Consider the following 25,565-nt stretch of genomic DNA (forward strand, 5'->3'; position numbering starts at 1 on the left):
TTCGCATTATGCAAAATCAGAACTTAAGTGTATGACTCTTCTTCACCTCATACATCCGCGCATCTGCAACACGCAGCATTTCTTCAACGTCGCTAAATTCCACTTTGTACAATGCGTAACCGACACTTACCCGCAAATTGATCAACTGCTGTTCGTAAATCACGGGCGTGTGGCTAAGCGCCTTCTCGACCTCAACGCAGATGGCATCTACATCATCCGCTTTTGATACGCGAGGCAGCAGAACCAAAAATTCATCGCCTCCGATTCGAGCGACGACGTCAGAAGCTCTTAATGCACCTTGAATCCGCTTCGCGATAGATTGCAGCACTTTATCTCCGGCACTATGACCAAAGTTATCGTTAATCGCCTTAAACTTATCCAAATCTATATTCAGCAAAGCAAAACTATCTACGCCATTTGATTTAGCCGCCATCTCAAATTGATGGCGTAACGTAAACATGAAGTAGCGTCGGTTCGGTAACCCTGTCAGCTCGTCATGCAGCGCACGCTTATTCGCACGTCGATACAGACTAAAAATCGCGAAGAACGCGCTTAATAAGATGAACAGAGCGCCGTAGCCTAAAACGCGCGCACCATGGCGCTGATAAGCAGGTACATCGGCTAATAGGTTTTCTTTTGCAGCAATTGAAATCATCCAATCACCGTATGGAAAATGAACATGCTCGGTGGAGAAGGCATCATCAAAGGTAGATTGCTTACCAAAAAACACCTCTCCTGATTCACCTTTGCTGTCAGTCCCTCGAATGGCGATGTGATACTTATGAGTCAAGCTGTAAATACCCGCATCTTGAAACAGGCTCTTTAACCCAATCACCACGCTGCATACCCCCCAATAATGTTGATTGAATGGAGGATCGGTAAAGATAGGCACGCGTGCAACAAACGCTTTTCCACCTTGAACCAGTTCGACGGGGCCAGAAATTAATGTTTCTTCAATTTCACGAGCTTTTTGAATAGAACGCCATTGCTTAGGCACAGTTCGATAATCCAAACCAAGCACTCGTTCATTGCCTTTCAATGGGTAAATGTGTTTAACGACATCATCAGGGGCTAACCCAACGACATTGATGTGTGTACTGCGCTGAATAATGTTGGTCGCTAACTTATTCCATTCAAACAAATCGACCTCAGGGTTTGCCGCCACCAGCGTCGACAAACTGTTTACAACGTAAATATCTGAGACAATCAAAGATTCTAGTCTAGAACGAACAACCGATAACTCCTCTTTTGCATTCTGTTGCTCTATGCCACGTAAATGTCTCAATTGATAGCTATGAAGCAGCTCCACGCCACCGACTGCAATACAAATGAGGCAAACAAAAAACAAATAAAACGACCAATGATTACCTCGGTCAAACCTCATAGACTTCCCCTTATAACAAACCTAAAACGTACTCTTGTGGTACGTAGTGCCAATCAATCGCTGGCCTATAATTCGTTCGTTTATTACGAACTTATATTTTTATCAATTACTACAAACTATAATAGTTGTAGGGAAAATTCACCGCCTAAAAGTGGCAAATACTGATAATATTGATACATGTGTGACGTCACCCCACTCTCTACTCAACCTAAATGGCAAACGATCACTCAAGGCCAGTTATTGTTTGAACGAGCATTTTTAATGCCAACCAATGCAGAGCAACTCTATGAGCAACTTTTGCATCAATTACACTGGCAACAACTTTCAATCAAAATGTTCGGCAAAGAGATGCTTCAACCAAGGCTGCAAGCATGGTTTGGAGAAAAATCTTATCAATACTCTGGGTTGAAGCTTTCTCCTGCACCGATACCCGAATTTCTCTCGCCAATACAACAACGTTGCGAGCAAGTTTGCCAAAGCCGCTTTAACTCTGTGTTGATCAATTTGTATCGAAATGGGCAAGATTCAATGGGGTGGCATCAAGATAATGAACCGGAACTTGGCCGTAATCCCGTGATTGCCTCGTTAAGCTTGGGCGCTGAAAGGAAGTTTGTTCTCAAACACAATGAGACCAACGAAAAAATAACGTATCAGCTGAGTAGCGGCAGTTTGTTGGTGATGGCAGGTGAGACACAACACTTTTGGAAACATGCACTGCCAAAAACCACACGGGTAAGTACACCGAGAATCAACCTCACGTTTAGGTTAATTGAATAGACTTAGATACTTTAACGCGAATATGACCATGGCTTTACATTAGCCCTGTTTATATTTGATATGTTCACCGACTCAATTGCACTGTTAGGGATAATCAATGCTTCGCACAATTTTAACTCTACTCCTCAGCCTTAGTGTTGTGAGTAGCGTTTTTGCTCAATCCAACAACCAATATCAAACGGCTGCAGATACTCTAAAGCATACTTACGAGAGCAAGCTCTACACCTTATCTGCATTTAAAGAGGGGCATTATGGCTTGCGCCTCTACCGTCAAACTCAAGATCCGAAATACACGGCAGCCATTTGGAGTGATTTAGCACGCGTCGCGAGCCGCTTAAATCATTTCGCGGCTGAGGTGAATACGCCAGAGCAAATTTACCTTTACTCTGAAAAGCGATTGGCTAACTACGTAGGTGAAACAGACGAACGCAGCCTAAGACGCTATAACGTCACCAAACATAACCCAGAATATCTCTACTTAGGTGTTGCTCTATTGGGCTCAATGGCTCGCGCTGACGAGTATGGGTTAAAACACCGCCAAGATGACAAATTGCGCCAAGTGATTCGTCGTTACGACTTTGCTCGCTATGCCACAGATCCAGAGATGATCCGCGCGTGGGCCGCGCAATTAGCAAACCAAGTGTTCTGGCTAGAACAACTTGGAGAGCAAAATGTGATTGAGCCATTTATCACTGCGTTTCGTAAGACCTATCCTGATGCCAAAGACAGCAAACTTTCAACGCAGCAATTTGGCAATAAAATCTACGGCATGACTCACATCATCTTCGCCGACTCCGAGTATTATCAGCGCCAAGTGAGTGAGAAACAGCATCAATGGATCTATGACTATTTCCGCGCCAATATCGATACCATTTTGTTGCGTGCCAAAGAAGATGTCATCGCTGAAGTCGGTATCAGCTTTTTACTTGCAGGGCTTGAAGACGATCCCGTGGTAGAAAAAACCCGCGCAGCCATCGCAAAGTCTATAAGCAAAGAGAAAGGTATGATTCCTTCCGTCAGCGGCGACTTTGACCTTAGCCATGGTGAACATCGCAATGTACTGGCGATCATGTTGCTCGACTGGCAGCAAGTTAACCAAGGGCCAACCATCGCCAACCAACCAAAAGTGTTTAAAGGCTTACCTTATGGATTGATCGCGAAATAAACACTAAGTCATTCAACACGCCAAGACCCAACAACGCCCTATGCAAAGATCTAATTGCCTAGGGCGTTTACATTTATCATTGAAGAGTCATCACCTAGCTGTGCCTTAACTGTAAATAAGCTAAGCAACGGGGTAACAGAATATTGAGCGAGCTCGCTGCCACAATCAGCACTAACCCTAATAGCTGATGCTCGGTAAAAGTGACATCAAAAAACAGTCCCTGCCAAATGGCGCTAAACAACACGTTGGTAAAAATTAATGGCGCGAGCTGAGAACCGGACTGAGCTAAACGGTAGGCCTTAGAGCGATTCACTTGAGTGGTAATGATCAGCAATGACATGACAACCACTAGCATGACTAGCCAATACGCGTTCACCTCTGTAGTCATTAATGGAGCCCCACCCGCTCCAGTGATAACAACCAACGGCAATGCAAATAATGCTGCAATGGAAAACGTCCAAAAGTTAATCTCAAATGCATTTAAGCTGCTTTTGCTAGCACGATACAGGCTCAGTTGCGATCCCGCATTAAACAAACCTGATGCCAAACCCACTAACAATGCAGGGCGCATCACCCACTCGTCGCCATTGGCAGCTAACAACACTACCCCCGCAAACGTAAGCAACAAACCAGCTAGGGTTGAATAGTGAAAACTGACACCAAAAATCAGCTTTTCTAACAAGGGGATAAACAGAGGACCAGTGCCAAATAGCACCATACTTTCCACCAACGTTAGATGATTGAGTGAATAAATAAAGCATACTTGGCTAGCACTAATACAGAATGCTCGAACCCACAACGGCCGTAATAAAGCTCGCTCTGGAACTCGCGCTTTTACGCCAAGAAAAAACAACCACAAAATCATGGCTGGAACTAGAAATCTTAATAAAGTTAATAGATTAGAATCTATCGATTGAGCGAGAAATTTAGTCGTTAATCCCGTCAGCGATAAGCTGAAAGTTGAGATCAACATAAACAACATTGGGTACAAATGGCGCGGCATGATTCACCTCCCTTACAACACCGCTATTTTACGATTCTCAGCACAGAATAAATAACGAGTAATAATTACACTTATTGTAAGTTTTACTAACAGGTCATCTTATGAAGAAACTCGCGCCTCTCAATCATCTATATTCCTTTATCGCAGTTGCGGAAACAGGCAGCATGACCCAAGCAGCCCAGCAGCTCTATGTTAGCCACTCAGCCGTTAGCCAAGCGATAAAATCATTAGAAACTCTGTTAGGTCATACGCTATTTCAAAGGCAAGGGCGACGCGTCATCCTCAATGCCACAGGTCGAAAATACTACAAACAAATCGCCCCTCACCTTGAGGCAATTGTTACTGCGACACAACAAATGCAAACCACCCAATCTAGCCACATGATCACACTCAATATGGTCAACTCTTTAGCGATGCACTGGTGGATCCCGCAACTGCATCGCTTTAACCAGTTTGCACCACAGCTCGACATTCGCTTATCCAATTTAGCAGGGCCATTTTCAATGCAACAAGAAGGGATAGATGTCGCCCTGATTCATGGTGACACGCAGGATTGGCAAGACTATTACTGCGAAGAACTTGCACCGGATGAATTGGTGATGGTGTGCGCGCCGCAACTGGCCAAGCAGGTCAACTCACCACAAGAGCTAGTGCAGCGTTACGCCGCAATTTACGCAACCAATGATAAGCGTAAACATGACTGGAAGCTTTGGTGTGAGGCTCATAACACAGCGTTACCAAAAGCCACCGACAACCTGAGCTTCAGTGCATCCATTCAAGCGGTGCAAGCGGCCATTAGACAACTGGGCGTATTGGTTACCCATCGATTGTTTATCAATCAAGAAGTTCAGCAAGGGTTATTGGTTGAGGTAGGGAAAACAATCATCAACCCTTATCAAAGTTACTACTTTGCCGTACAGAGCGACTCTCTGAAAAACGAGAATATTCTTTTACTGCGCAGTTGGCTGCGGCAAGAGTTTCGTGGTAACGAGACGCAAACCTCAAAAGCCCCGCTATAAACTAATGGGTGATTGGATGAGACTACGATTCGTCAAATACGATATTTGAGATTTTCGACCCTAATCCAAACCTAAGTTGGCCATAAACAAAGATACATGCAAAACTATGATTTAACTCACACTATATTTACTGAGTTCAGTTTCAAGCACAGAATTTTCACCTAGACTTAGCCTTACCTATGCACATAAGGACATATAAGGCATGAGCAATTTTGTCGGTCGTCATTTGGAGGAAATGGCGGATATTCGATCCACACGTAAATGTAAACTAGTGCTTCTTTGTTCAACGCTGTCGTTGATCATATTACTGGGCTACAGCGTGGTGCATGTCATCAATCAGCAACCTAACTTCGCTGTCATTAATATTATATGTGCAATCATCCTCGCCGCGAATTTATGGCACCTCAACAAACATCGTTGCCTCAACTACTCGGATTTAGTGCTAACCGGAGTGTTAATGTTTCAAGGGCTGATGCTCCTTCTCTATAGTGAGCAATTTTCCGATCGACTGATGTGGATATTCCCAATTATGGCAGGGGTTATCCTAATTAATGAGTTCCGCGTTGGATTACTATTTAGCTGCGTATTTTGTATGTTAACACTGGCTGCGACACTCTTTACTGACGCTCTGTTTAACCACTCTCAACCTTTCCAAGAGCGATTTTTGCTCAGCCTAGTGACGATATGCGTGATTTGTAATACTGCCTCATTCTATTACTCGAAAATGGTCAACTACATACAATCTCTTTATAAAGAAGGGATAGAAGATCTCGCCTACCTTGACCAATTAACCGGGCTGGCCAATCGCTGGAGCTTCGAGCAGTGGGCAACACAAAAACTTGCTGAGGTCAGCCACCGCTCGACTACCACCGCTTTGGTGTTTTTAGACATTGACGACTTTAAGGAAATTAACGACACATTCGGCCATGACGTGGGCGATCAAGTGTTGCAGCACTTTTCACAGCGGCTAAAAAACAATATCCGCACTAAGAACCGAAAAACCAATACCCACGATTACTCCATCGCGCGTTTTGCTGGCGACGAATTTGTCATTTTGTTGTATGACGTGCGCAGTAAACAAGATCTTGATGGCATTTTGAATCGTATTTGTCTGCTTTTCCAAGATAGCGATTCGAGTTTGAATCGAGTCAATAATCTTACGTTGAGCGTTGGTGCCGCGCTTTTCCCGCAAGATGCAAACAACCTTCCAGAGCTCACTCGATGCGCAGACAAAGCCATGTACGCTGCTAAGCATAATGGTAAGAATCAATTTCAGTACTATGGCGACAGCAAGCAATGTGGGCTGAAAGAGTTGGCGGTATCCAACAATGATAATGTGCGATTGATAAAAAACGGTGGTGCAGCTAGCCAGTCATGTACATAAGCCACAGTAAGAGGGCCATCGCGACTATCATCCAGATCGCATAGCGAACTGATTTCGCATTTTTGTTATCTCGTTTTACAACAGGCTTCATCGCTTTGCGCTTTGCACGCTCAACGAAATTCAGCCTTTCAAATTCTTCTTCCTTAAGCTTTTCGTCTCTCGCTCGTTGCGCACGATTTGCCACTTTACCGAAGCGATGGAGCTGATCGCTAGTAAAGTCGTTCGTTGGGTCATAACGTGGAATCGGTTCCGATGGTCTCGGTCCAACAGCCATAGCCACCTCCGTGTGTTAGCTAAAAAAGCATGATTAATTACTATCAGTATAGCCAATCACACCAGCTCAGTTGTTGAATATTTCGTTAGCAAATATCGGTTTAGCCGAAATCTAGCACGTCATCTACCTTTTAAAGGGGGCGTATTCAACGCTCGATTTGCTCACACAACAAAAAACGCACTCCAATTGGAGTGCGCTTCACATCAGTCTAAACGTATTGTTTGACTACAAATATTCACATAGATAAGCCGTGGCTAACTCAACTTTTAGGTCAAACGAGGAATTACCCGTAACATTAAATGACTCACCATCACGATAGGTGATCCAATCTGCCTCGCCTTCTCTTTTCACCACTAATGCACCTTTTACTACCGTCATCTTCTCAGGTGCTGATGTTCCAAACGTGTATTCGCCTGGCGCCATCACACCAATGCTAGACTCATCACTTTGTTGGCTAAATCCTAGTGACTGCACGTTTCCTTCAAAATAAACGTTGTGCTTCATTATTTTCTTCCTTGGGCTAACTTAAATCGTTTTTGGCTGAAAGCGCTCTTTGCGTCATTTTCAGCGCACTCTGTTGTATCCCAAATTTCGACAAGCAACAAGCGAAAACACCACAGACTTGATAAACAGGCCAATACTATGCATTAAGCGAGAGTTAAGCTTACAAAACAAATGGCTAAACAAGTCATTAAAGCCCGAGACTCATCAGGGAGTCTGGCAATGGTACAGGATGATCTTTTGTTTTCTTCGTTCGCGCATTTCCCAAGCCTATAATGACGACAATTTGAAACTTTGGCAGGCGCTAAAACTTCCGTGTAGCCATACTAGAATTTGAGAAAATAATTTGCGCAGAAGATCATAAATCCGACTTGTGCAATTGCGTTAACAGTAAAACTCTTTCAAGCTGTCCATCCATTGAGCGACTTCTCGCTTAATAACCAGCAGTACTGGAGTAGGTTGTAGTGGTAGTATATTCCTCGAAAAAAAAGCGAGCTTCGCGCTCCGCGATTGCGCTGAACTCTCGATTCGTGCGTGTCGTTTTCAGTGTGCTGCTAATCACTCTAGCGGGTCTTTTTTCCACGATTTTGTATGTCAGTTATCAAGACTATATACATCCTAAACATGTCTATGGCACATGGATTGAGGTTGGAAGCCCTCCCTATGACACTGAAACCTTGATCCTCAATGAGCAAGGGGTACAGAAAAACCAGCGCGTGATCGCCACTCAGTTTGAGTTTGATGGCAGCCAAGTGTTTGTTCAAACCGGACAAGGAACAAGCATCTATGAAATGGCAGGTACGCCTAAGTCGCCTCAGCTACGCCGAATTCAACCCAATAGCCCAACTCAACGCTTTATTAAAAAAGGCTACGAACACACGATTGATATGGAAGGTGGTGGTATTGCAAAGAAACGTCGCGCTGCTCTGAAAAACCATTTTGATGGGAAGTAATCAACAAATTCACTTTATCGTCTCAAACACTTACGGTATATAATCATCTAGAAATTCATAAAAATAGACATCATGATGAACCAATCTGCCAACGTAAATATTGAGAAATTTTTGGCATTATTCCAACAATCCGATACCAACGTCCTTTTCATAACCGCCGCTAGTTTTATTGCGTGGATCGTCTGGCGTTTAGTGTTTGGCCGATTAGAGTCCTTGGTTGGACGCACCCCCTTTAAATGGGATGATCTAACGCTACATGCACTTAAAGCGCCAATCAGTACCTTAATCTGGTGCTGGCCTGCGACGATCTCGCTTGGCTTACTGCTTCAAGAAAATTTCGCCTCAAAGCTCAACTGGTTAAGTACCCTTAAACACATCCTCATCATCGCGATCTTTGTCTGGATCACGATGCGCCTTATTAACAATATTGAAGAGTTTGTACTAGGACAGAAAAAGCGTGATGAGACCACAGTGCAAGCGATTGCCAAGGTCGCGAGATTGTTCTTCATTGTTATCGGTACGCTTTCAGTCATGCAAGCGTTTGGTCTTAGCTTATCGGGCCTACTTACTTTTGGTGGTGTCGGTGGTTTAATTGTCGGTTTGGCGGCGAAAGATTTACTCTCAAACTTTTTTGGCGGCATGATGATTTACTTCGACCGTCCATTTAAAGTAGGAGATTGGATACGTTCACCGGATCGTCAAATTGAAGGTACCGTTGAACGTATCGGTTGGCGAATGACCATCGTACGTACATTTGATAAGCGCCCTTTGTATATCCCAAACTCTGTGTTTAGTAACATTGTGGTAGAAAACCCATCGCGCATGCTCAATCGCCGTATCTATGAGAACATCGGTGTACGTTATGATGACAGTGCTAAAGTGGCGTTACTCGTCGAGCAAATCAAATCCATGTTGGAGCAACACCCAGATATTGATGCTAACCAAACCCTGATCGTCAATTTCAATGCGTTTGGCCCGTCTTCACTCGACCTATTGGTTTATACCTTCACAAAAACCGTTAACTGGATTCGTTATCACGAAGTCAAACAAGACGTATTACTGAAGATTATGGCTATCATCCATGAAAATGGCGCTGATATCGCTTACCCAACCCAAACCATTAAATTCGACCCAACTCATGCAGGCGAGCCACCAGCAATCCTAACGCCTTAATCATATTGAAAAAAAGCCTACCAATCGGTAGGCCTTTTTTTAACTCTGAGTCGCTGGCTCTTCTTCCCTATCGACATTGTCTTCCGTTCGCTGAGCTATCCAATAGAGCCAAATCATCGCAACACACATCATGAAGCAAAGCAGGAATAACCAGTTAGAATTGAACGCCTCTATCATCATGCCACCAGCTAACGGCCCCACTGCGAACCCTAACGAATAAAGTGCGGCGGCACCAAAATAGGAACCTCGCAAGTGAGGGGGCGCTAAACGGTCAATCTGAACATTGAGGGTAGGAAAAGCAATGACCTCCCCCAAGCTAATCACAAAACAGGCAATCGCCCAACCGAGTGGGAAATCAGCAGGGGTCAGCATAAAACCGACTTGCGCAAGCCCCATCAGCACCATACCAATACGAGTGCGGGTAAAAAGCGGTAAAGGCTCCAGCCATTTCAGCATCGGAAATTGGAAAATCACTATGGTCAAAGTGTTCACCAATACCAAGCCCGCCACGATCTGCGCTGCAATGTCAGGTGAGGTTCTCACTATTACCTGAGGTAGCGAAGACTCTAGCTGTGCATAGATAAACATCATCAAGAAGTTAGCGATCAACAGTAGCAAGAAGATTCTGTCACGGCTGATAACCTTCATGGTTGCGCGAAAATTGGGTAATTGAGAACGGTCCGGAGCCTGATGCCCTTTACGTTCTACGCCAATGGCAGTAAGCAGTGCGTAACCGAGAAAACTCGCGCCAACGAAATAGAACAAGCTCTGCGGGTGTAGCAACCCTATAGTGATGCCAATCAAAGGGCCTACGGCACCGCCAAGATTAATAATAAAATAACGAATATTCAGTGCCAGTTCCCGATCTTTTAGGTCAGGTAAGCTGTCACTGATCACCGCCTTGGATGGCGCTTCTATCATTGGCCTCATCAAACCGGCAAGGATAACCAAAACGTAAAACTGCCAAATTTCGATTGCTAACGCGATACCGGAATAGGCCACGCTGGCGATCAAGCACCCAGCCAACATGACAACCTTTCGACCAAACTTATCAGACAAATAACCAGAGTAGAGCCCAGTGATTGAGGCGACAAGCGCGGACGCAGCAAGCATTCCACCGACTTCAATTGCGCTCGCTTCATAGTCTTTATACAAGAAGACAATCAAAAATGGCCAAGCCATGAAGTAACTGGTTCGGGTTAGTAATACACCACCAAATACCGTCCAAACGGATATGTTAAAACGCTTAACCCGCTGCCATTGAAATAAACTCTGCTCTTTATCCATAAGCCACCTCTCCCTGAACGTTCAATCAGTATATGAACCTAAAGGCAGAAAGATAGTATTTATAAATCTGCCAATACAAAAAAGCCTGCGTTTGCAGGCTCTTAAGGACAATCCAAATGAAATTAGGCAGTTACATCATCTAATTGTCATAGCTTAGCTGTAAATTAACTAGGCTAATCTCCGGTTCTTGCCACCAATATGCGGTGGTAATCTCTGAATTTAACTCAAAAGACTGACCCACCATTGGTGTCACCAATTTCGCACCACTTTGCTCTGCTTCAGCAATAAGATCAGTCATCGGCTCGTCCCACTTGTGGACAAACAACTCGTAGGTTGACCAATGAACTGGCATCAGCTGCTTAGCTCCCAAGTCGATAAAAGCTTGCATGGTATGTTTAGCCTGCATATGACCCCAGTTTTCTACTGGGTAGCCCTTGTCTTCTTTTACATTGGCTGCGACTTCAATGAACGCAATATCAAATGGCCCTAAACGCTCGCCAATCTGTTTAAAATGGGTGTCATACGCACTATCACCACTGTAGAACAATGAGCCATTCTGTCCTTTGATTGCCCACGATGCCCAAAGCGTTTGGTTGGAATCAAAGCCCGTTCTGCCCGAGTTATGATTAGCTGGTGCCGCGGTGAGCTGAATTGATCCCAGTTGAGCAGACTCCCACCAGTCTAACTCGGTCACCAATTGTGGATCGACTCCCCAACTTTCAAGGTGTTTACCCACGCCAAGTGGCACATAAAAGCGCACCGCTTTATCGGCGTAGTAGCGAACTGTCGACTCTTCTAAATGATCATAGTGGTCATGGGAAATCACAATAGCATCAGGTAAAGGCAAAGACTCTCGTGCAATTGGAGCAGCCACATTACGTGAGAACATTTTCTTCGCTAACCAAGGTGAAGCGTAATCAAATACGGGATCGACCAAGAGCTTCTGTTGATCAAGCTCGATGAATAAACTTGAATGCCCTAACCATGTTACTCGAGGCGCGTCATGAGGTTGGTCGAAACGTGTTTCATCAATGGCTATAAATGGCAGTGCTTGTTGCGGCTTATAGCTCGCCCGTTCGAAAAAGAACTTGTACATCACTGACGACATCTTTTCTGGGCTCTCAACACTAGGCATACGAGTAATCGCTTTACCGTCATGGAATTGCGGTGACTGAGCAATACGCTCCGCACGAACTTGCTGGCTACGCTGCCTAGCTTCGCTTTGGTGAGCTTGGCTGTAAAGATTAAAACCCACGGCTCCTAACAGAGAAACCACTGATGCTTTCACAAGATTACTCATTTTCATGCCTATTCGCTATCCAAGAAAGTAAACGATGGTGTATACTTTAGATTCCGATTCATTAAAAGTAAACACCTCCGTTTACTTTTAATTAGCGTGGAAGCATAGCATGGTAAAAAGAAGCGATATAAAACAAGAAGATATCATCAAATCAGCTATTGAAGTTTTTTCTCAAAAAGGCTTCGAACAAGCGAGTATGGAAGGTATTTCTAAACATGCAGGTGTTTCTAAGCGCACCTTATACAAATACTACCCCAATAAAGACGCGCTATTTGAAGTGATTGTAGACACACTCATGTGCCGATTTGATGATCAATGTGAGCTTAAATTCGATCCTTCTGTGTCAGTTGCAGAGCAGCTCACCGAGTTGACTCTCAAACAAATGTGTTACATCAACAAAGAAGATTTCCAAGTGACGGCGCGTTTGGTTATGGCCGAATGCATTCGTAGCCAAGAAACTTCCCGCATTCTGATGGAGAAATTTGCCGCCATCGAAGATTGTTATGGCATGCACCAATGGGTCAAACAAGGCATTGAAGCTGACGTCCTAAAAATAGATGACGTAACCATGGCAATAGAGCAATACATTGGCAGCATCAAAGCCGTGGTGTTTTGGCCTCAACTACTCGGCCACCAGCCGCCCCCAAGCTGTGAACAGCTTAGTGAAGCCATTAGCCATGCGGTAACCACCTTTGTTGCAGCGTATCAGGTCAAGCGCTGATCCAGTTCAAATTATTCCTTCCTCGTGTACCAGTGTGATAACACACTGGTCACCCATTACGCTCTTGTCACTAACCAACCATCTACATTTTCACCGTTCTGCGTGAGTAAAGTTCCGAATATCAAGATTGCATAAATTGGCATTTTTATTGTGTGAAGCACGCAAAAAAATCCAAAACAATTCAGAGTAACAATAGGTTTATCCCTACATAAAACAAGGAGTTATTATGCTCTATTTTGAATTCCTGTTCTTGTTACTGATGCTCTATATCGGTTCACGCTTTGGTGGTATTGGCCTAGGTGTTGTATCTGGTATCGGCTTAGTGATTGAGGTGTTCATCTTCAAGATGCCACCGAGCTCACCACCTGTTACGGTTATGCTGATCATTTTGGCGGTTGTAACCTGTGCTTCGATTTTAGAGGCAGCGGGCGGTTTGAAATACATGCTGCAAGTAGCGGAGCGATTACTACGTAAAAACCCTAAACGCGTCACCTTGATTGCCCCTTTTGTTACCTATTCGATGACCTTTCTATTAGGTACAGGCCATGCCGTTTACTCAATCATGCCTATCATTGGTGATGTCGCGCTAAAAAACGGCATCCGCCCCGAACGCCCAATGGCTTCCGCTTCGGTCGCCTCGCAGTTAGCGATTACCGCTTCGCCAATTTCTGCCGCGGTGGTGTACTACCTTGCTCAATTAGCTGACATTCAGCACACCATTACGCTAATGTCTATTTTGTTGGTGACTGTACCTGCAACGCTATTTGGTACTTTACTACTGTCACTTTACAGCCTTAAACGTGGTAAAGAGCTGAAAGATGACCCGGATTACCAAGAGAGACTCAAAGATCCTGAGTGGAAAAAACGCATCGAGAATACGACAGCAACCTCGCTTGACGAAGTGTTGCCAACCTCTGCGCGCAACTCAGTACTGATTTTCTTAGCCTCTATTGTGTGTATCGTTATCATCGCGATGGTGCCAGAGATTCGTACTATCGTTGATGGTGAGAAACCAATTAAAATGTCGATCATCATCCAAATGATGATGCTCTGCTTTGGTGGTGTGATTCTGCTAGCAACCAAGACTGATCCACGCGATGTGCCTAATGGTGTGGTATTCAAATCCGGTATGGTCGCGGCCATTGCCATCTTTGGTATTGCTTGGATGTCAGACACCTACTTCAAATACGCCATGCCACAGTTTAAATCTGGCATTGTCGAAATGGTCACTCAGTACCCATGGACCTTCGCACTAGCACTATTCATTGTATCAGTCGTCGTGAACTCACAAGCTGCAACGGCACGTATGATGTTACCTGTGGGTTTAAGTCTAGGCTTAGAACCAGCCCTACTGATTGGTTTGATGCCAGCGGTTTACGGCTACTTCTTTATCCCTAACTATCCTTCAGACATCGCTACGGTGAACTTCGATGTGTCTGGCACAACCAAAATTGGTAAGTGGTACTTCAACCACTCATTCATGTCGGTTGGTTTGATTGGTGTGGTGGGCGCTTGTGCTCTTGGCTACTTCCTAGCTCAAGTGATCATTGGATAACCCGATAATCATTAGATAACAGCAAAAATAAGACGCTGACACTGGCTAGGTATCAGCGTCTTTTTATTTTAAAAGACTAAGAAACGCCCTGACTTTCCGCAGTTTCCAATTGTTGGGACTGCGCCTTTTCAACCTGTTGATCAAACGCCTTTACCTCTGCAAGAAACAACGGTCTGTCCTTGTTACTAATTGATGTCGCCATAGGTAAATCCGCTTTCATCGCATCAACAGCCCTATTTCTAACTAACACTTCATAATGCAAATGTGGCCCGGTTAATCGCCCTGTAGCACCCGCCAGTGCAATTTTTTGTCCACGCTTAACATGTTGCCCTTTTTTCACCAAAAAGCGATGCAGGTGTAGATAACGCGTTTTGTATACGCTGTTGTGTTCAATCACCAAATATTTACCTGCGTATGGGTGGTTTCGCACCGCGATTACCTTGCCATCTCCTGTTGAATATACAGCAGCGCCCACCGGTGTCGCAAAGTCAGTACCATTATGCGGCGATACTCTTCCAGTCACTGGATGTTTTCGCTTAGGGTTAAATGATGAGGTAATACGACGATACTTTTGAGCTATTGGATAGCGGTCAAATGCTTGCTCTAAACTGTTACCATCTCGATCGTAAAAACGGCCATCTTTCGCAAGAAATGCCGCAAACTCTTTCCGTCCTCGTTGAATAGAGATCGCTTTTATTTCGTTATTCCCAGTTAAATGATCACCCAAAAACTGCTCACTGACCAACACGTTAAAGCCATCGCCTAAGCGTAAATCTCGCTTAAAGTCGACCTTATCACGAAGTACCCGAGTAATATTGGCTATCTGGGTAGGGTTTAGCCCCTGCTTATAAGCTGAAACCGAGAAGCTGCCTGATACTTTGCCAGAATAGAGTTTTTGCTTCCATTCGCCCTGCTCTTCATGAAACTGGTAATTGAAGCTACCGTCATCACGCTGGGTGAACACCGCGCGTTCCACGATGCTTTGATGGTAAGTCAGTTCTAATAGCTTTTGCTGATCTCGATCGATCACTAGCTCAAGGCTATCACCCGGCTTAATGGTATCAAGCTTTAGAGACTCTAAATCGGCCTCTAGCAAGCGCTGCAAAGTTTGATATGACAATCCCCAAGATGAAAAAATCGTACTTAGCGTATCTCCCGTTTTAACTCGGTAATGTACTCGTGCTACGTGGGTCTGTTCGGCGGGCTCTGCATCATTGCCTTGCTCATTCCCCACCTCCAAGGAGAGCTCCTTAACAGGTTGATATGGTGTCACCTTGATCGTTATAGGCTCTGGCTTAGGTGAAGGAGATTGAATGGAGAGAACCGCCGCCAAAGAAAAGGCCAGTATTGCGATTGCCGCTAAAAGAAGTCGAACACGTTTCATGGGAATACAGAATAATTTTCAAAACAAGTGTTATAACATAACAATTGAATGGTATGAACAGTGAAAAGTTAAAAGTCTGTTTGTATTAAAGGCGCACTCACTACTGAGAATGCGCTTTAATCAGCGTAAAAGTGATAAAACTGTTCTAATAACCAGCGCTCATCAATCCGCGTTGCACTGCAAGCCATCTGTTTGTTTACAAACACAATATGATTTGTGGAGCGCAGTGCCACCTGTGCCTCAATTGAAAAACAGTCTTTAAATTGCTTTCGCAGCTCAGGCTTTACTTGCAACTGTTGAATGAATGCCTGCTGAGTAACGTTGTCTGCTGGACGTCGAATCGTGTCCTGTAAGTAATTTGGCAAGCATTGCGCATAGTTCGACGAGGATAAACACGCGCGTGTTTGCGCAAAATAACGTTGAAAGCTATTGTTCGTCAGCTCAGCTTCCGCCGCAAAAGCGCCATGGCAACCAAACAATAACAGCAAACCCAAGCGCATTGTTTGAACGAGCATTCTTTCCATTCCTTTGGAGATGATTGGTGATTTTCTAGCCTAACATAGCACCACTAAACCCTAACTTCGCACTGCCTCTAAACTTTAATCGCTGAAGCTGAACTCACAAAAAAGCAGCCTAGACGATGTCTTAGGCTGCTCTGAATTTGAACTGAACTAACAAATATCAATTAAGTGTCATGTAAGAAGACATTCTCGTTAATCAATGTAGAGATGATTTGCGTTTGAGACTGATTGATATCCAACGTTAAGTCTTGGGCTAGATTTTCAACCACAATGGTTTGCTCATCCCCTGTGCCCAACCCACTCGGGTGAATCGTCAGTTCCAAATCATCATTTTTAACTGTCGCAACAATATTATCGAGCAGGTCAGTCACATCGACACTGGCTGATTTAAGCTCAGGCAGCACGTCGCGCAAATCAATTTTATCTTCATGCACAGTGAACGACGTAATGGTGTCTTCTTTGTTGGGGTCAATCTCATGCCAAACAAAAATATCTTGTCCTGTACCACCAGTTAGAATATCCGAACCTAATCCACCTTCAATAATGTTGAACTCACCAACGCCCGCACCGCCAGCAATGATGGTGTCATCGCCAGCGCCACCAATAAGCTCATCACCTTGTGGGCCGCCTTGAATGAGATCGTTGCCTGCACCACCTTGCAGTTCGACCGCAATGTCACCAGCAATAAGTTGGACATCATCGGTGGCTAACGATTGGTCAATATCACTGCCATCAGGCGAGACAGAAACGTTAAGCTGTAATTCAGCCGATTTGGCAAAGCTACCATCTGATTCGGTAGACACTGCCGCCACCTTAATGGTGTGATCACCTGTGCCAGCATTAACCAAACTGATGGAGTCGATGTCACTGACTGGCACTGACCAAGTCGCCCCAGATGGGGTGACCACACCAGAAGCCGTTTCAATGTATGCCCCAATAGGTAAGTCCGTCAGCTCTATGGTCAGAATTTCGTTTACGTCAGTTAACGCTGCCACTAGACCTGCTAGCGCAATGCCATTACTACTTGCCGTCATGTTGGCAGAAATGTTTTTCACATAATCAAAATTTGGCTGTAGCGATAAAGTCGGTGCGTTTGCAATTGGATTCACCGTAACGTTATGCGATGTGTTGTAACTCATCGCAATACCAGATGGGTTACCTGAGTCCAACGCCGTAATATCAAGAGTAATTTGATTGGTCGGAGCAAAACGCGCATCCAACATGACACCTTGTCCTGCTGCTGGATTATCAAGTAACGCATTCAGATCCGCCAGCGTCCCTGTCAGTGTAATACTTGCCCCGCTGGCTGGGTTAGCGGTAACGGTTGAACCCGCAGGGATAGAGGCGATAGACAGATCACCATAACTGCTGGTTAACGTTACCGTCATCAGATCATCACTGTAGGTGCCGACATAGTCAATATCGCTGACGACAATACCGTTAATTGGTTGCATTGCGGCTTCATCAATGATTGATGTTGCGGCGCTATCATCAATAAACGGTTGGTCGTTCAAACCAGTGACTGTCAGGGATATTTCACCGGTATCAGAGAGTGGCATCGGCGCACCATTGGTCGTGCCATCATCGGTAATTTGATAAGTGATCGTCACATCACCATTGAAGTCTGGTGCCGGCTCAAATGTCCATGTGATGCCATCAGGATTAAGGGTCACTGTTCCTTGAGATGCAGGAACACTCATTGAGGTTATGGTGAGGTTATGCCCTTCAGGATCAAAGCTTAATCCCGGCCCAATCAAATCGCTTGGTGCGATTTGAATAGAACCATCTTCCACAACAGTCCCAAGGTCGACATTCTCTGCTGTCGGCTGATCGTTCACTTCAGTCACATTGATCACAAACTGAGCTTGATTGGTGTTTGAAGTGGTAATATCAGCAGGATCAACCAAACCAATATTGCCGCCATCATTCACCACTGCCGTCACTTGTACCCCATCGGTATCCACCAAATTGTTGCTGTCTGCCACTGGCGTATATTGCACTAGCCCTTGACCGATCGCGGTATTGATGGCATCTACCGTTCCTAAAATAGTCACCGTTAGATTAGATGGGTCTAAGGTCACCGAAGTGATACCCATATTGCCTGCGATACCAGAATCAAATGACAACGTACCTGCATCAACGGTTAACGTCAGTGTATAAACCGCAGCTGGATCGTCTAAGCTTGAGTCGATATCGCTAATCGTAAAGCCTTTCACATCAACGATGGTATCTTCCGCGGTGGTAAGATCAGCGATACCCGCGAATTCAGGTCGATCATTAATGGCCTGTATGTTCACCGCTACGTCGAATTCATTAATTGGCCCTAAGTCTTTAACGCCATTGTAATCGGTATCAACCGACTGAACTTTAATCTTCAGGCTATCTGTATTCCAAGTACCTGCATTTTGTTCGCCCGAGTTAAACACTATCTTATCAATGCTTTGCGCATTCACTTCTAGCTGCCATATCCCCCCGCCTAAGTTAACCGCAGGGGTCACTCCGTCACTGGCAAAAATAGTCGCACCATCAGGCACGTTCTCTACTGTGACTAACAAGGTCTCTGGCTGGTCTTCTGTTGGCTCACCCGGCAGTAAATCAACGGTATCTATCACGCTAGCATTAATGGTGATATCAACATTTTCTCCTTCAATACCATCCACAGATGCAACTGGATCAGCATCGACAACGTCTCCTTTAGGGCGAACTTCGATACTAAACTGACCGGTGTGAGGTGTTGGCACGCCTAGCAGCTGCTCTTGAGTGAACACCTCAATATTAATATCAGCTCGACCACTGAAGTGTTGCGCTGGTGTGATGGTGATTGATGATAAATCGATGGTAGTGATCGATGGGTCAGTCAATTGAATGCTCCACTCACCACCGCCATTGTTTTTCACAACAAAATCACCTGAAGTGCTATCTACAAGGAAGTTTTCAGGTACACCGGTTAGTTTGGCCGAAATAAACACTTCTGAGCCATCAGTGTCGGTCAGCGCAATTTCTAAACCTCCACTGCCTGTTTTCAGCTCGATGTCTGTGTCTTCATCTCCAACGACAGTCACTGAACCTGATTGAGGCGCAACAATAGAATCCAAGACTGGGATGACTTTAAACGACATCTCTGTAACAAACTGCTTGTCAGCCTGCTGGTTTGGCACCGATGTAATGCCAGTATCATCAAAGACTGTGGTATCGGTAACGGTACCAGTCACTTTTAACGCGACATTATTGTTATTGTTGCCTGTCGGGTAATTTTCCGTCGGCAGAAAATGAATGTTTTGCAAGGCTGTCTGAATATCGGCAGGGTCACTGAAATCGAGAACCAGCTTGTTCGTCACGCCCGCGATATCTTGACCATTACTATCGACAAACTTACCAACGGTTGGATCAACCAGTTCTATCTCAACTTTGGTCAGCGTTTCTCTGCCTTGATTTGCGGCATTAAGATCATCGACTAAGCCAATATCGAGATTCAGCTTAATCAGGTTATCTTCGAGCGCATTGGCATCTAGCGTCGCGCCTGTTGTTGGGTCAACCGAGCTTGCACTGATTGAGAAGTCAGGGGTTACATCATTATCACCCGGCTGTGCATCCCCGTCGCCATTCGGCGCCCCGGGAACATCCACCAATGGTGACACCGCAAACTTAATCTCTATTTTACCGCTGCTTGGATCCATCGGATCAAGCGCAAGATTCTCATCACCGGATTGAGTATCTGTGGTGACCACTCGTATTGGCAATATAAAGTCACCAGCGTAATCCGTTGGCATCAGAAACTCTAAGCCGCTTGGTATCACCAAATCACCATTGCTGTTTACTTCAGCTTTGAATAGATGCAGTTCATTGGCAAAGTCATACTCATAGTTTGCCGCGCCTGGCCCTTGGCCAATTGACACCCCAGTAACCTCAGCTGGAATATCACGCGAATCAATGACTATCGTTACCTGATCAGGAATCAAATCACCAGTACCAGATTTCACGCGTAGCAGATTATTAAGCTGCGAACTTACATCAAATCGGTTGTCTTCTGTCCCTACGACAATAGCATTCGCTGGGTCTATAAGCTCGATCTCTGCTGCGATACTAGAGACAGTGGTAATCGTATGTGGGAAGGTGATATCAAGCTCGGTTCTCACTTCTCTTGGCGCACTGCCTTCCCCTTCATCACCACGGTCGACCGCTTCTGCCACAATCTCTATTCGGATGGTATTTTCCGAAGCACTGGCATCGGGGTATTTCAACCCTTCAGGTGCGACAATACTGAAATCTTGCTCTGACGTGATCGTCCATGAACCATCACCATTGTTTACCCCACCGATGACAATAATCTCATCCATAACTTGCTGTAAGTCAGCATCTGGAATATTGATAAAGCGCACCACGATTTGATCGACTTCTTCTACAGAGCTCGGGTCCAAATCTTCAAACACGATAATGTTGGCATCACTTTGTCCGCCAGTCGAATGATTAATGGTGAAGTTAATTTTTCCGTCAACGTTCGTCCCATTAAAGTCTTCAACCGAAGTTACCGTATTACCAGCTTGATCAGTCACACTTAAATCTGCATCCGTTTCAACTGTTGGACGTACGAACACACTTAAGTTACCTGTTACTGTGGTGTTTTCGATCAACGTTGGGTCATCTTCATCAATCTCACGCACATTCAACTTAGCTTGGAATACGTAACTTGGATCATCTGGGTCTTGATGAATGATATCGGTACTTGAGTCTTCTGGTGGTTTAACATAGATCTGCGGCGCAGGGCTATTCTGATCCAATCCAGAGATGGTCAAAACACCATTGGCGTAACTGACATCCGGGTAACCCGGCTGCAATACACCATCGATGACCACCACATCGCTATTGCCGAGACGAATGTCGACCCCGTCAGGGAAGTTTGAAATGCTGATTTCGGTAACGAACTCAAAATCTCTGCCATTCGCTGTTGCGGTGCTGTCTGGATCGTTGGTATTGCCAGTCGCTTCCCAAGGTAAACGAATGAAGCTATCTTCATTGCCGGTTGATGAGCGACTAAAGGTATTGTTGTCCCCGCCCATCTCTATCACAGGTTCAACATCCACTTTGATGACGCCAGTCACCTCGCGCACATGACCATCATCTTCGGTCACCACGACTTTAGCTTGTATTTCAAAGTCATCAGTCGAGTGCTTATCCGGAACAATCGTAATACCCGATTGGTAACCCGCTTCGGTAATATTGGCTTGATAAACGGGCATTCCACCGACTTCGCCTGTGTAGACAAGGTCAATAGTGCCGCCGTTTTCGTCTTTCAGTTCGACCCCAGCAGGGATGTTGAACAATAAGACCGATAAAGTTTCAGAGCCATCAAATACGCCTTGCTCTTCTTCGCCAGAGAGCACGGCAAAATTAATTTCAATATCTGTGCTTTCGTTGATAACCGCCTGAACACCAACTAGCCCTGTGCCATCATCGTATTGATACCACGTACCTTTAACGGCACCAGCAGCAGGCACTTCCGGAACCGTGTCTAACGGAATATAAGGAATATCCGCAACACCTTTTACTGCGACGTTAACTGTCTTAGCGGCCCCCATAGACAAGATACTTTCATCCACTGAGCCATCTTCTAACGTCGCGACATCTTTTACAAAGCCCTCGACATCGAAGGTGAAGTCATCGTTACTATGTAGTGGAGGCTGAACCTCAACAAAAGGCAGTGCCGATTCAAGGATGTCAAAGACTCCAGGGGATACTTCTACAATCGCATCCGCGGGTTCAGGATCACTCCCCACCCATCGAACTTTATAGCCAAACTGAGCAGAGTCATCGAGTGGCGTGCCATCTTCATTGGTGAAATTGCTGATACGGACAAACTGAGTTTCAGAATCGTCGTTTGGCGCGTCAATATCGACCGTTGTGCCCAGCGTGATTACCTTATCTAGCGTGAAATGTTCATGCTGCGCTGGGTCATTAGGATCGATCGCATCTTGAGTTTTCGCATTGTCTTCAAAAATGCTAATTCGCTTCACGCTGAGTGAGCCTTGGTCAGCATCTGGCCTAACATTGATGATTAGCTCTCTCGGGGCTGATTCAGCTACTTGTTTATTGGTCGCCCAATTGTCGGCCTCTTGAGTCAGCGCCACTGCGTTAAAGGTAATATAGCCAGAGAACTGATCGATAGGATCAACTTGCACATCACCAATATCGGCAGCATCTATCAAATAATGCCCTGTCGCTGGATCTGGGTCTATGACTTGACCTTGACCATCCACCAATACAAACTTCCCTAAGCCCGCAGTCACTTCTAAACGATAAGTAATGGCTTCTGGGTTGCTGATATCTTGCGTTGTCGCTTCAATATCTAAAATCGCATTACCAAGATCTTCTTTAACGGTATAGGTGTATTGATTGTCCGCATCTTGCCATTCAGCAATATCTACTACGGCTTTCACTTCTAGGTTCAACGTACCGTTAACATCGTGATCAGCACCATCCGTGTTCAGCACTTGAACAGTAATTGGCAAGGTAAAACCACTGCTGCTCGATGAATAGTGACGATCGGGTACAAAGTACAAGTTATCGAGCGTTGCGATTTGGGTAGCAGTATCGATGGTTTGTACAACGTTGGCCGCATCTAAAACAACGCTGCCATCAGGTTGAGCTGACAACTCTCTGTAAGTCGAGCCATCAAGGTAATAGAAAGTCCCGTTATGTGTGCCGGCTGCAACGGTAATATCGCCAAGCTGCTCTCCATTATCTAAATCGAAGAGGTTAACGGTCAACACAACTTGTGACGGCGTAACTTGCAATCCCCCTTGATTGTCAAAACTGTTGCTATTAGTTATCGCAGGATCAAAGTCCAAACCGCCAACTCGACCAGAATCTTCAAAGCTCACGACTTCCGATTGAGTGATTTCTGCTTCTTTGTCATCGATATTAATGGTGACCGTGCGATTACGAACATCGTAATCACCATCAGTCACTTTGACTGCTAACTGGAAGGTAAAGCGATCACCGTCTTGCGCGAGGTTATCAACCGGTTCAAAGATGAATCGTCCTCGTTCACCTGCTTGAGGACGAACTTGCAACGTACCTAGCTCAATATTTGAGACTGGATTGCCTGCATTGTCATAGATGGTCTCAACCACCTTCACCGTAATTCGGTCACCGCCTGTAAATGGCTGAGTCGGATCATCGACAAAGTTCAAGCTATCAACAATGTCGCCAGTCGATCCGTTGATTCCATCACTCAACAACTCAAAACGAATAGAACCATTGGCGGTATCATTACCTTCAACAAGCGTGACTTCGGCACCGTCCGCTCCCGGACGAACTAATACGTTACTGCCTCGAGCGTTATCACCTTCGGTAAAAGTTAAGGTGCGATTCCGAGTAACAGGAATATCGTCAACCACCTGAATTGAAAGAGGAATAGCCGCTGTATCGTCTTTATCAAAGTCTACCGCTTTAATTTGGAAATCTATCGCTTGAAGATTTTGGTTTTGACCATCTTGGTGATCCAGTGGCTGCAACAATGTAAACGCGTAGGTGTTGTTGTCGCTATCAAATACCATGGTAAAGACTGGGTCGCCATCCGTCTCTGTGACTGCGGTATGAGTCACTATAGAACCATTCGTAACGACCGTATCCCAGACCAAATCTTGATCATCAGATTGCAAACCATTTAGCACTGTCGCTAAGTTTACGATCTGATACTCATCAATGCCGTCAGCGCCTTCTTCAACCGTGAAATTACCATCAACGGTGGTGCTTTCTTTACGGCGATCTGAGCCATTCGCCAAGTCATCTTCATCAACTCTTGTATCACCAGTAAAGCCAGTTAAAGCTGGGTGGTCGTCACGAATATCCACTGATAACGTTGTATCACTGGTATCGCCATCAAAGTCCGTGGCGACAACATCAAACGTCAATGTTTTCAGGTCAGAGTTGAGTTCGTGATCAATGGGAGCAAGTAGCTCAAAAGTATAAGTACCATCTGCTTTGAATATCAGCTCAAAGACAGGAACTGCGCCCGCTTTGGCAATGTAAGTATGCTGGTTAGTTGCTGGATCTATCGTTACAGGGTCAAACACCACATCTACGCCACCAGATTTTAAACCGGTTAAAGGCGAGCCAGTAGGATCGAGCGCATATTTAACAATGGAATCCGCACCTTCTACTCGTGTGAAGCTTCCTTGGTCAACCAAGGCCGTCGGATTAGGGCTAGAACCCGCTGTTAAGTCATCTTCCAAGACCTCCAAGCGCTCCGCACTGATTAGCTGAGGGATGTCATCAACAATCGTGATTGGCAGAGGAATCGCATTACTCTCATCGTTATCAAAATCGATCACTGAAATTTGGAAGTTTATCGGTAATGTATTTTCTAATTGCCCATCTGGGTGGTCTAAGGCTTTAATCAAAGTGAAGTCGTAACGCTCAGTGTTAGTATTAAATACCATGGTAAACACTGGCTCTTTGCCAACTTCTGTTTGCGCCGTATAAGTAATGACATCACCGACTGTTGTCGTCGTTGCCCACTCTAACGCCTCATTACCTGATTTAAGCCCATCAAGCACCGTTGCATCATTTGCGATAGAAAATGCTTTTAAGCCATCCGCACCCGCATCGAGATCAAATACCCCCCCAACGGTGGTGAGCTCTTTATCTGGATCAGACCCAACGATAGCAATATCGTCTTCATCAACTATTTGATCACCATTAAAGCTATTTAGCACTGGCGCATCGTCAGTCAATGTAACGAGCAGGTCTTTACTGGCTGTATCGCCATCAAAATCTTCGGCTAATACCTTGAAGGTGAGATCTTTGCTGTCTTCACCTGTCGCATGGTCAATGGGCGCTTTAAGGTCAAAGCGGTAGCTGCCATCCGCGTTTAAAGTCAGGATGAAGACTTCCACGCTGCCTGCTTTAGCCACATAGGTGTGGTTGTTATCGCTGTCTGTGGTTGGCGCACCAAGGGTAATGGCCACGCCTTGCGATTCCAGCCCAGCAACGGGGTTGGTGGCTGGGTCAATCTTGTACTCCACCACTTGGTCAGCGCCTTGCGTTGTACCAAAGCTGCCGGTATCAAACAGAGGATCGCCACCTTGGTTTGTGCCACCCACTAAATCATCTTCGTCTACCGCGAGTGCTTCTACCGTGTCAATCACGGGCACATCATCAAC

At 45.2% G+C, this 25,565-nt stretch carries 17 protein-coding genes; 8 read left to right on the forward strand and 9 right to left on the reverse strand.

What is annotated here, in order from left to right:
• Positions 1-16 precede the first annotated feature (16 nt).
• Positions 17-1,384, reverse strand: coding sequence for a diguanylate cyclase (locus OH461_RS17380; RefSeq protein ID WP_270021818.1), 1,368 nt, complete (start codon positions 1,382-1,384; stop codon positions 17-19).
• Positions 1,385-1,561: 177 nt separating this feature from the next.
• On the opposite strand from OH461_RS17380, the gene OH461_RS17385 reads away from it, so the two are divergent.
• Both OH461_RS17385 and OH461_RS17390 read left to right on the forward strand, forming a co-directional pair.
• Positions 1,562-2,161 carry an alpha-ketoglutarate-dependent dioxygenase AlkB family protein gene (locus tag OH461_RS17385; RefSeq protein ID WP_270021819.1) on the forward strand — a complete coding sequence of 200 codons (600 nt, stop codon included), beginning with the start codon at positions 1,562-1,564 and terminating at the stop codon, positions 2,159-2,161.
• 97 nt (positions 2,162-2,258) lie between these two features.
• Positions 2,259-3,326 (forward strand): DUF3541 domain-containing protein, encoded by a 1,068-nt coding sequence (locus OH461_RS17390; RefSeq protein ID WP_270021820.1) that lies wholly within the window; start codon positions 2,259-2,261, stop codon positions 3,324-3,326.
• Positions 3,327-3,420: 94 nt separating this feature from the next.
• Here the strand turns inward: OH461_RS17390 and OH461_RS17395 are convergent, their stop codons facing one another.
• A complete protein-coding gene (locus OH461_RS17395; RefSeq protein ID WP_270021821.1) occupies positions 3,421-4,329 on the reverse strand; it encodes a DMT family transporter in 909 nt (302 codons plus the stop codon).
• 101 nt (positions 4,330-4,430) lie between these two features.
• On the opposite strand from OH461_RS17395, the gene OH461_RS17400 reads away from it, so the two are divergent.
• Positions 4,431-5,348, forward strand: a complete 918-nt coding sequence (locus OH461_RS17400; RefSeq protein ID WP_270021822.1) for a LysR substrate-binding domain-containing protein — start codon at positions 4,431-4,433, stop codon at positions 5,346-5,348.
• A gap of 202 nt (positions 5,349-5,550) precedes the next feature.
• Positions 5,551-6,732, forward strand: a complete 1,182-nt coding sequence (locus tag OH461_RS17405) for a GGDEF domain-containing protein (RefSeq protein WP_270021823.1) — start codon at positions 5,551-5,553, stop codon at positions 6,730-6,732.
• On the opposite strand, the gene OH461_RS17410 is transcribed toward OH461_RS17405, so the two are convergent.
• Both OH461_RS17410 and ppnP read right to left on the reverse strand, forming a co-directional pair.
• On the reverse strand, positions 6,713-7,006 hold the full coding sequence (locus OH461_RS17410) for a hypothetical protein (protein WP_270021824.1): 294 nt from the start codon (positions 7,004-7,006) through the stop codon (positions 6,713-6,715). The genes OH461_RS17405 and OH461_RS17410 overlap by 20 nt on opposite strands.
• A 225-nt stretch (positions 7,007-7,231) precedes the next feature.
• Positions 7,232-7,513 (reverse strand): pyrimidine/purine nucleoside phosphorylase, encoded by a 282-nt coding sequence (gene ppnP / locus OH461_RS17415; RefSeq protein ID WP_270021834.1) that lies wholly within the window; start codon positions 7,511-7,513, stop codon positions 7,232-7,234.
• A 524-nt stretch (positions 7,514-8,037) separates the two neighbouring features.
• Between ppnP and OH461_RS17420 the strand changes: the two genes are divergently transcribed.
• Both OH461_RS17420 and OH461_RS17425 read left to right on the forward strand, forming a co-directional pair.
• Positions 8,038-8,460 carry a DUF2850 domain-containing protein gene (locus OH461_RS17420; protein WP_443088474.1) on the forward strand — a complete coding sequence of 141 codons (423 nt, stop codon included), beginning with the start codon at positions 8,038-8,040 and terminating at the stop codon, positions 8,458-8,460.
• Positions 8,461-8,535: 75 nt separating this feature from the next.
• On the forward strand, positions 8,536-9,633 hold the full coding sequence (locus OH461_RS17425) for a mechanosensitive ion channel family protein (protein WP_270021836.1): 1,098 nt from the start codon (positions 8,536-8,538) through the stop codon (positions 9,631-9,633).
• Between the two features lie 39 nt (positions 9,634-9,672).
• Here the strand turns inward: OH461_RS17425 and OH461_RS17430 are convergent, their stop codons facing one another.
• On the reverse strand, positions 9,673-10,920 hold the full coding sequence (locus tag OH461_RS17430; RefSeq protein WP_270021825.1) for an MDR family MFS transporter: 1,248 nt from the start codon (positions 10,918-10,920) through the stop codon (positions 9,673-9,675).
• Positions 10,921-11,059: 139 nt separating this feature from the next.
• Positions 11,060-12,220, reverse strand: a complete 1,161-nt coding sequence (locus tag OH461_RS17435; protein ID WP_270021826.1) for an MBL fold metallo-hydrolase — start codon at positions 12,218-12,220, stop codon at positions 11,060-11,062.
• A 109-nt stretch (positions 12,221-12,329) separates the two neighbouring features.
• Between OH461_RS17435 and OH461_RS17440 the strand changes: the two genes are divergently transcribed.
• A complete protein-coding gene (locus tag OH461_RS17440) occupies positions 12,330-12,941 on the forward strand; it encodes a TetR/AcrR family transcriptional regulator (protein ID WP_270021827.1) in 612 nt (203 codons plus the stop codon).
• A 226-nt stretch (positions 12,942-13,167) separates the two neighbouring features.
• The gene (locus tag OH461_RS17445; RefSeq protein ID WP_270021828.1) at positions 13,168-14,496 is read left to right on the forward strand and encodes an anaerobic C4-dicarboxylate transporter; all 1,329 of its coding nucleotides are present in this window, start codon (positions 13,168-13,170) and stop codon (positions 14,494-14,496) included.
• 76 nt (positions 14,497-14,572) lie between these two features.
• Here the strand turns inward: OH461_RS17445 and OH461_RS17450 are convergent, their stop codons facing one another.
• The 3 genes from OH461_RS17450 to OH461_RS17460 form a co-directional block, all read right to left on the reverse strand.
• Positions 14,573-15,880 (reverse strand): peptidoglycan DD-metalloendopeptidase family protein, encoded by a 1,308-nt coding sequence (locus OH461_RS17450; protein ID WP_270021829.1) that lies wholly within the window; start codon positions 15,878-15,880, stop codon positions 14,573-14,575.
• A 116-nt stretch (positions 15,881-15,996) separates the two neighbouring features.
• The gene (locus OH461_RS17455; protein ID WP_270021830.1) at positions 15,997-16,395 is read right to left on the reverse strand and encodes a hypothetical protein; all 399 of its coding nucleotides are present in this window, start codon (positions 16,393-16,395) and stop codon (positions 15,997-15,999) included.
• 170 nt (positions 16,396-16,565) lie between these two features.
• Positions 16,566-25,550: a T1SS-143 repeat domain-containing protein gene (locus OH461_RS17460; RefSeq protein ID WP_270021831.1), complete on the reverse strand. Its 8,985-nt coding sequence runs from the start codon at positions 25,548-25,550 to the stop codon at positions 16,566-16,568.
• Between the last annotated feature and the right edge of the window lie 15 nt (positions 25,551-25,565).

Source organism: Vibrio sp. LaRot3 (assembly GCF_027587025.1).
In the GTDB taxonomy this organism is placed as follows: Bacteria; Pseudomonadota; Gammaproteobacteria; order Enterobacterales; family Vibrionaceae; genus Vibrio.

Excerpts from the sequence above, each read along its gene's own strand:
- OH461_RS17425 (WP_270021836.1), top strand. The coding sequence starts at position 8,536 with ATGAACCAATCTGCCAACGTAAATATTGAGAAATTTTTGGCATTATTC.
- OH461_RS17445 (WP_270021828.1), top strand. The coding sequence starts at position 13,168 with ATGCTCTATTTTGAATTCCTGTTCTTGTTACTGATGCTCTATATCGGT.
- OH461_RS17455 (WP_270021830.1), bottom strand. The coding sequence starts at position 16,395 with ATGCTCGTTCAAACAATGCGCTTGGGTTTGCTGTTATTGTTTGGTTGC.
- OH461_RS17390 (WP_270021820.1), top strand. The coding sequence starts at position 2,259 with ATGCTTCGCACAATTTTAACTCTACTCCTCAGCCTTAGTGTTGTGAGT.
- OH461_RS17380 (WP_270021818.1), bottom strand. The coding sequence starts at position 1,384 with ATGAGGTTTGACCGAGGTAATCATTGGTCGTTTTATTTGTTTTTTGTT.
- OH461_RS17450 (WP_270021829.1), bottom strand. The coding sequence starts at position 15,880 with ATGAAACGTGTTCGACTTCTTTTAGCGGCAATCGCAATACTGGCCTTT.
- OH461_RS17440 (WP_270021827.1), top strand. The coding sequence starts at position 12,330 with ATGGTAAAAAGAAGCGATATAAAACAAGAAGATATCATCAAATCAGCT.
- OH461_RS17435 (WP_270021826.1), bottom strand. The coding sequence starts at position 12,220 with ATGAGTAATCTTGTGAAAGCATCAGTGGTTTCTCTGTTAGGAGCCGTG.
- OH461_RS17430 (WP_270021825.1), bottom strand. The coding sequence starts at position 10,920 with ATGGATAAAGAGCAGAGTTTATTTCAATGGCAGCGGGTTAAGCGTTTT.
- OH461_RS17400 (WP_270021822.1), top strand. The coding sequence starts at position 4,431 with ATGAAGAAACTCGCGCCTCTCAATCATCTATATTCCTTTATCGCAGTT.
- OH461_RS17395 (WP_270021821.1), bottom strand. The coding sequence starts at position 4,329 with ATGCCGCGCCATTTGTACCCAATGTTGTTTATGTTGATCTCAACTTTC.
- OH461_RS17405 (WP_270021823.1), top strand. The coding sequence starts at position 5,551 with ATGAGCAATTTTGTCGGTCGTCATTTGGAGGAAATGGCGGATATTCGA.
- OH461_RS17410 (WP_270021824.1), bottom strand. The coding sequence starts at position 7,006 with ATGGCTGTTGGACCGAGACCATCGGAACCGATTCCACGTTATGACCCA.
- OH461_RS17385 (WP_270021819.1), top strand. The coding sequence starts at position 1,562 with ATGTGTGACGTCACCCCACTCTCTACTCAACCTAAATGGCAAACGATC.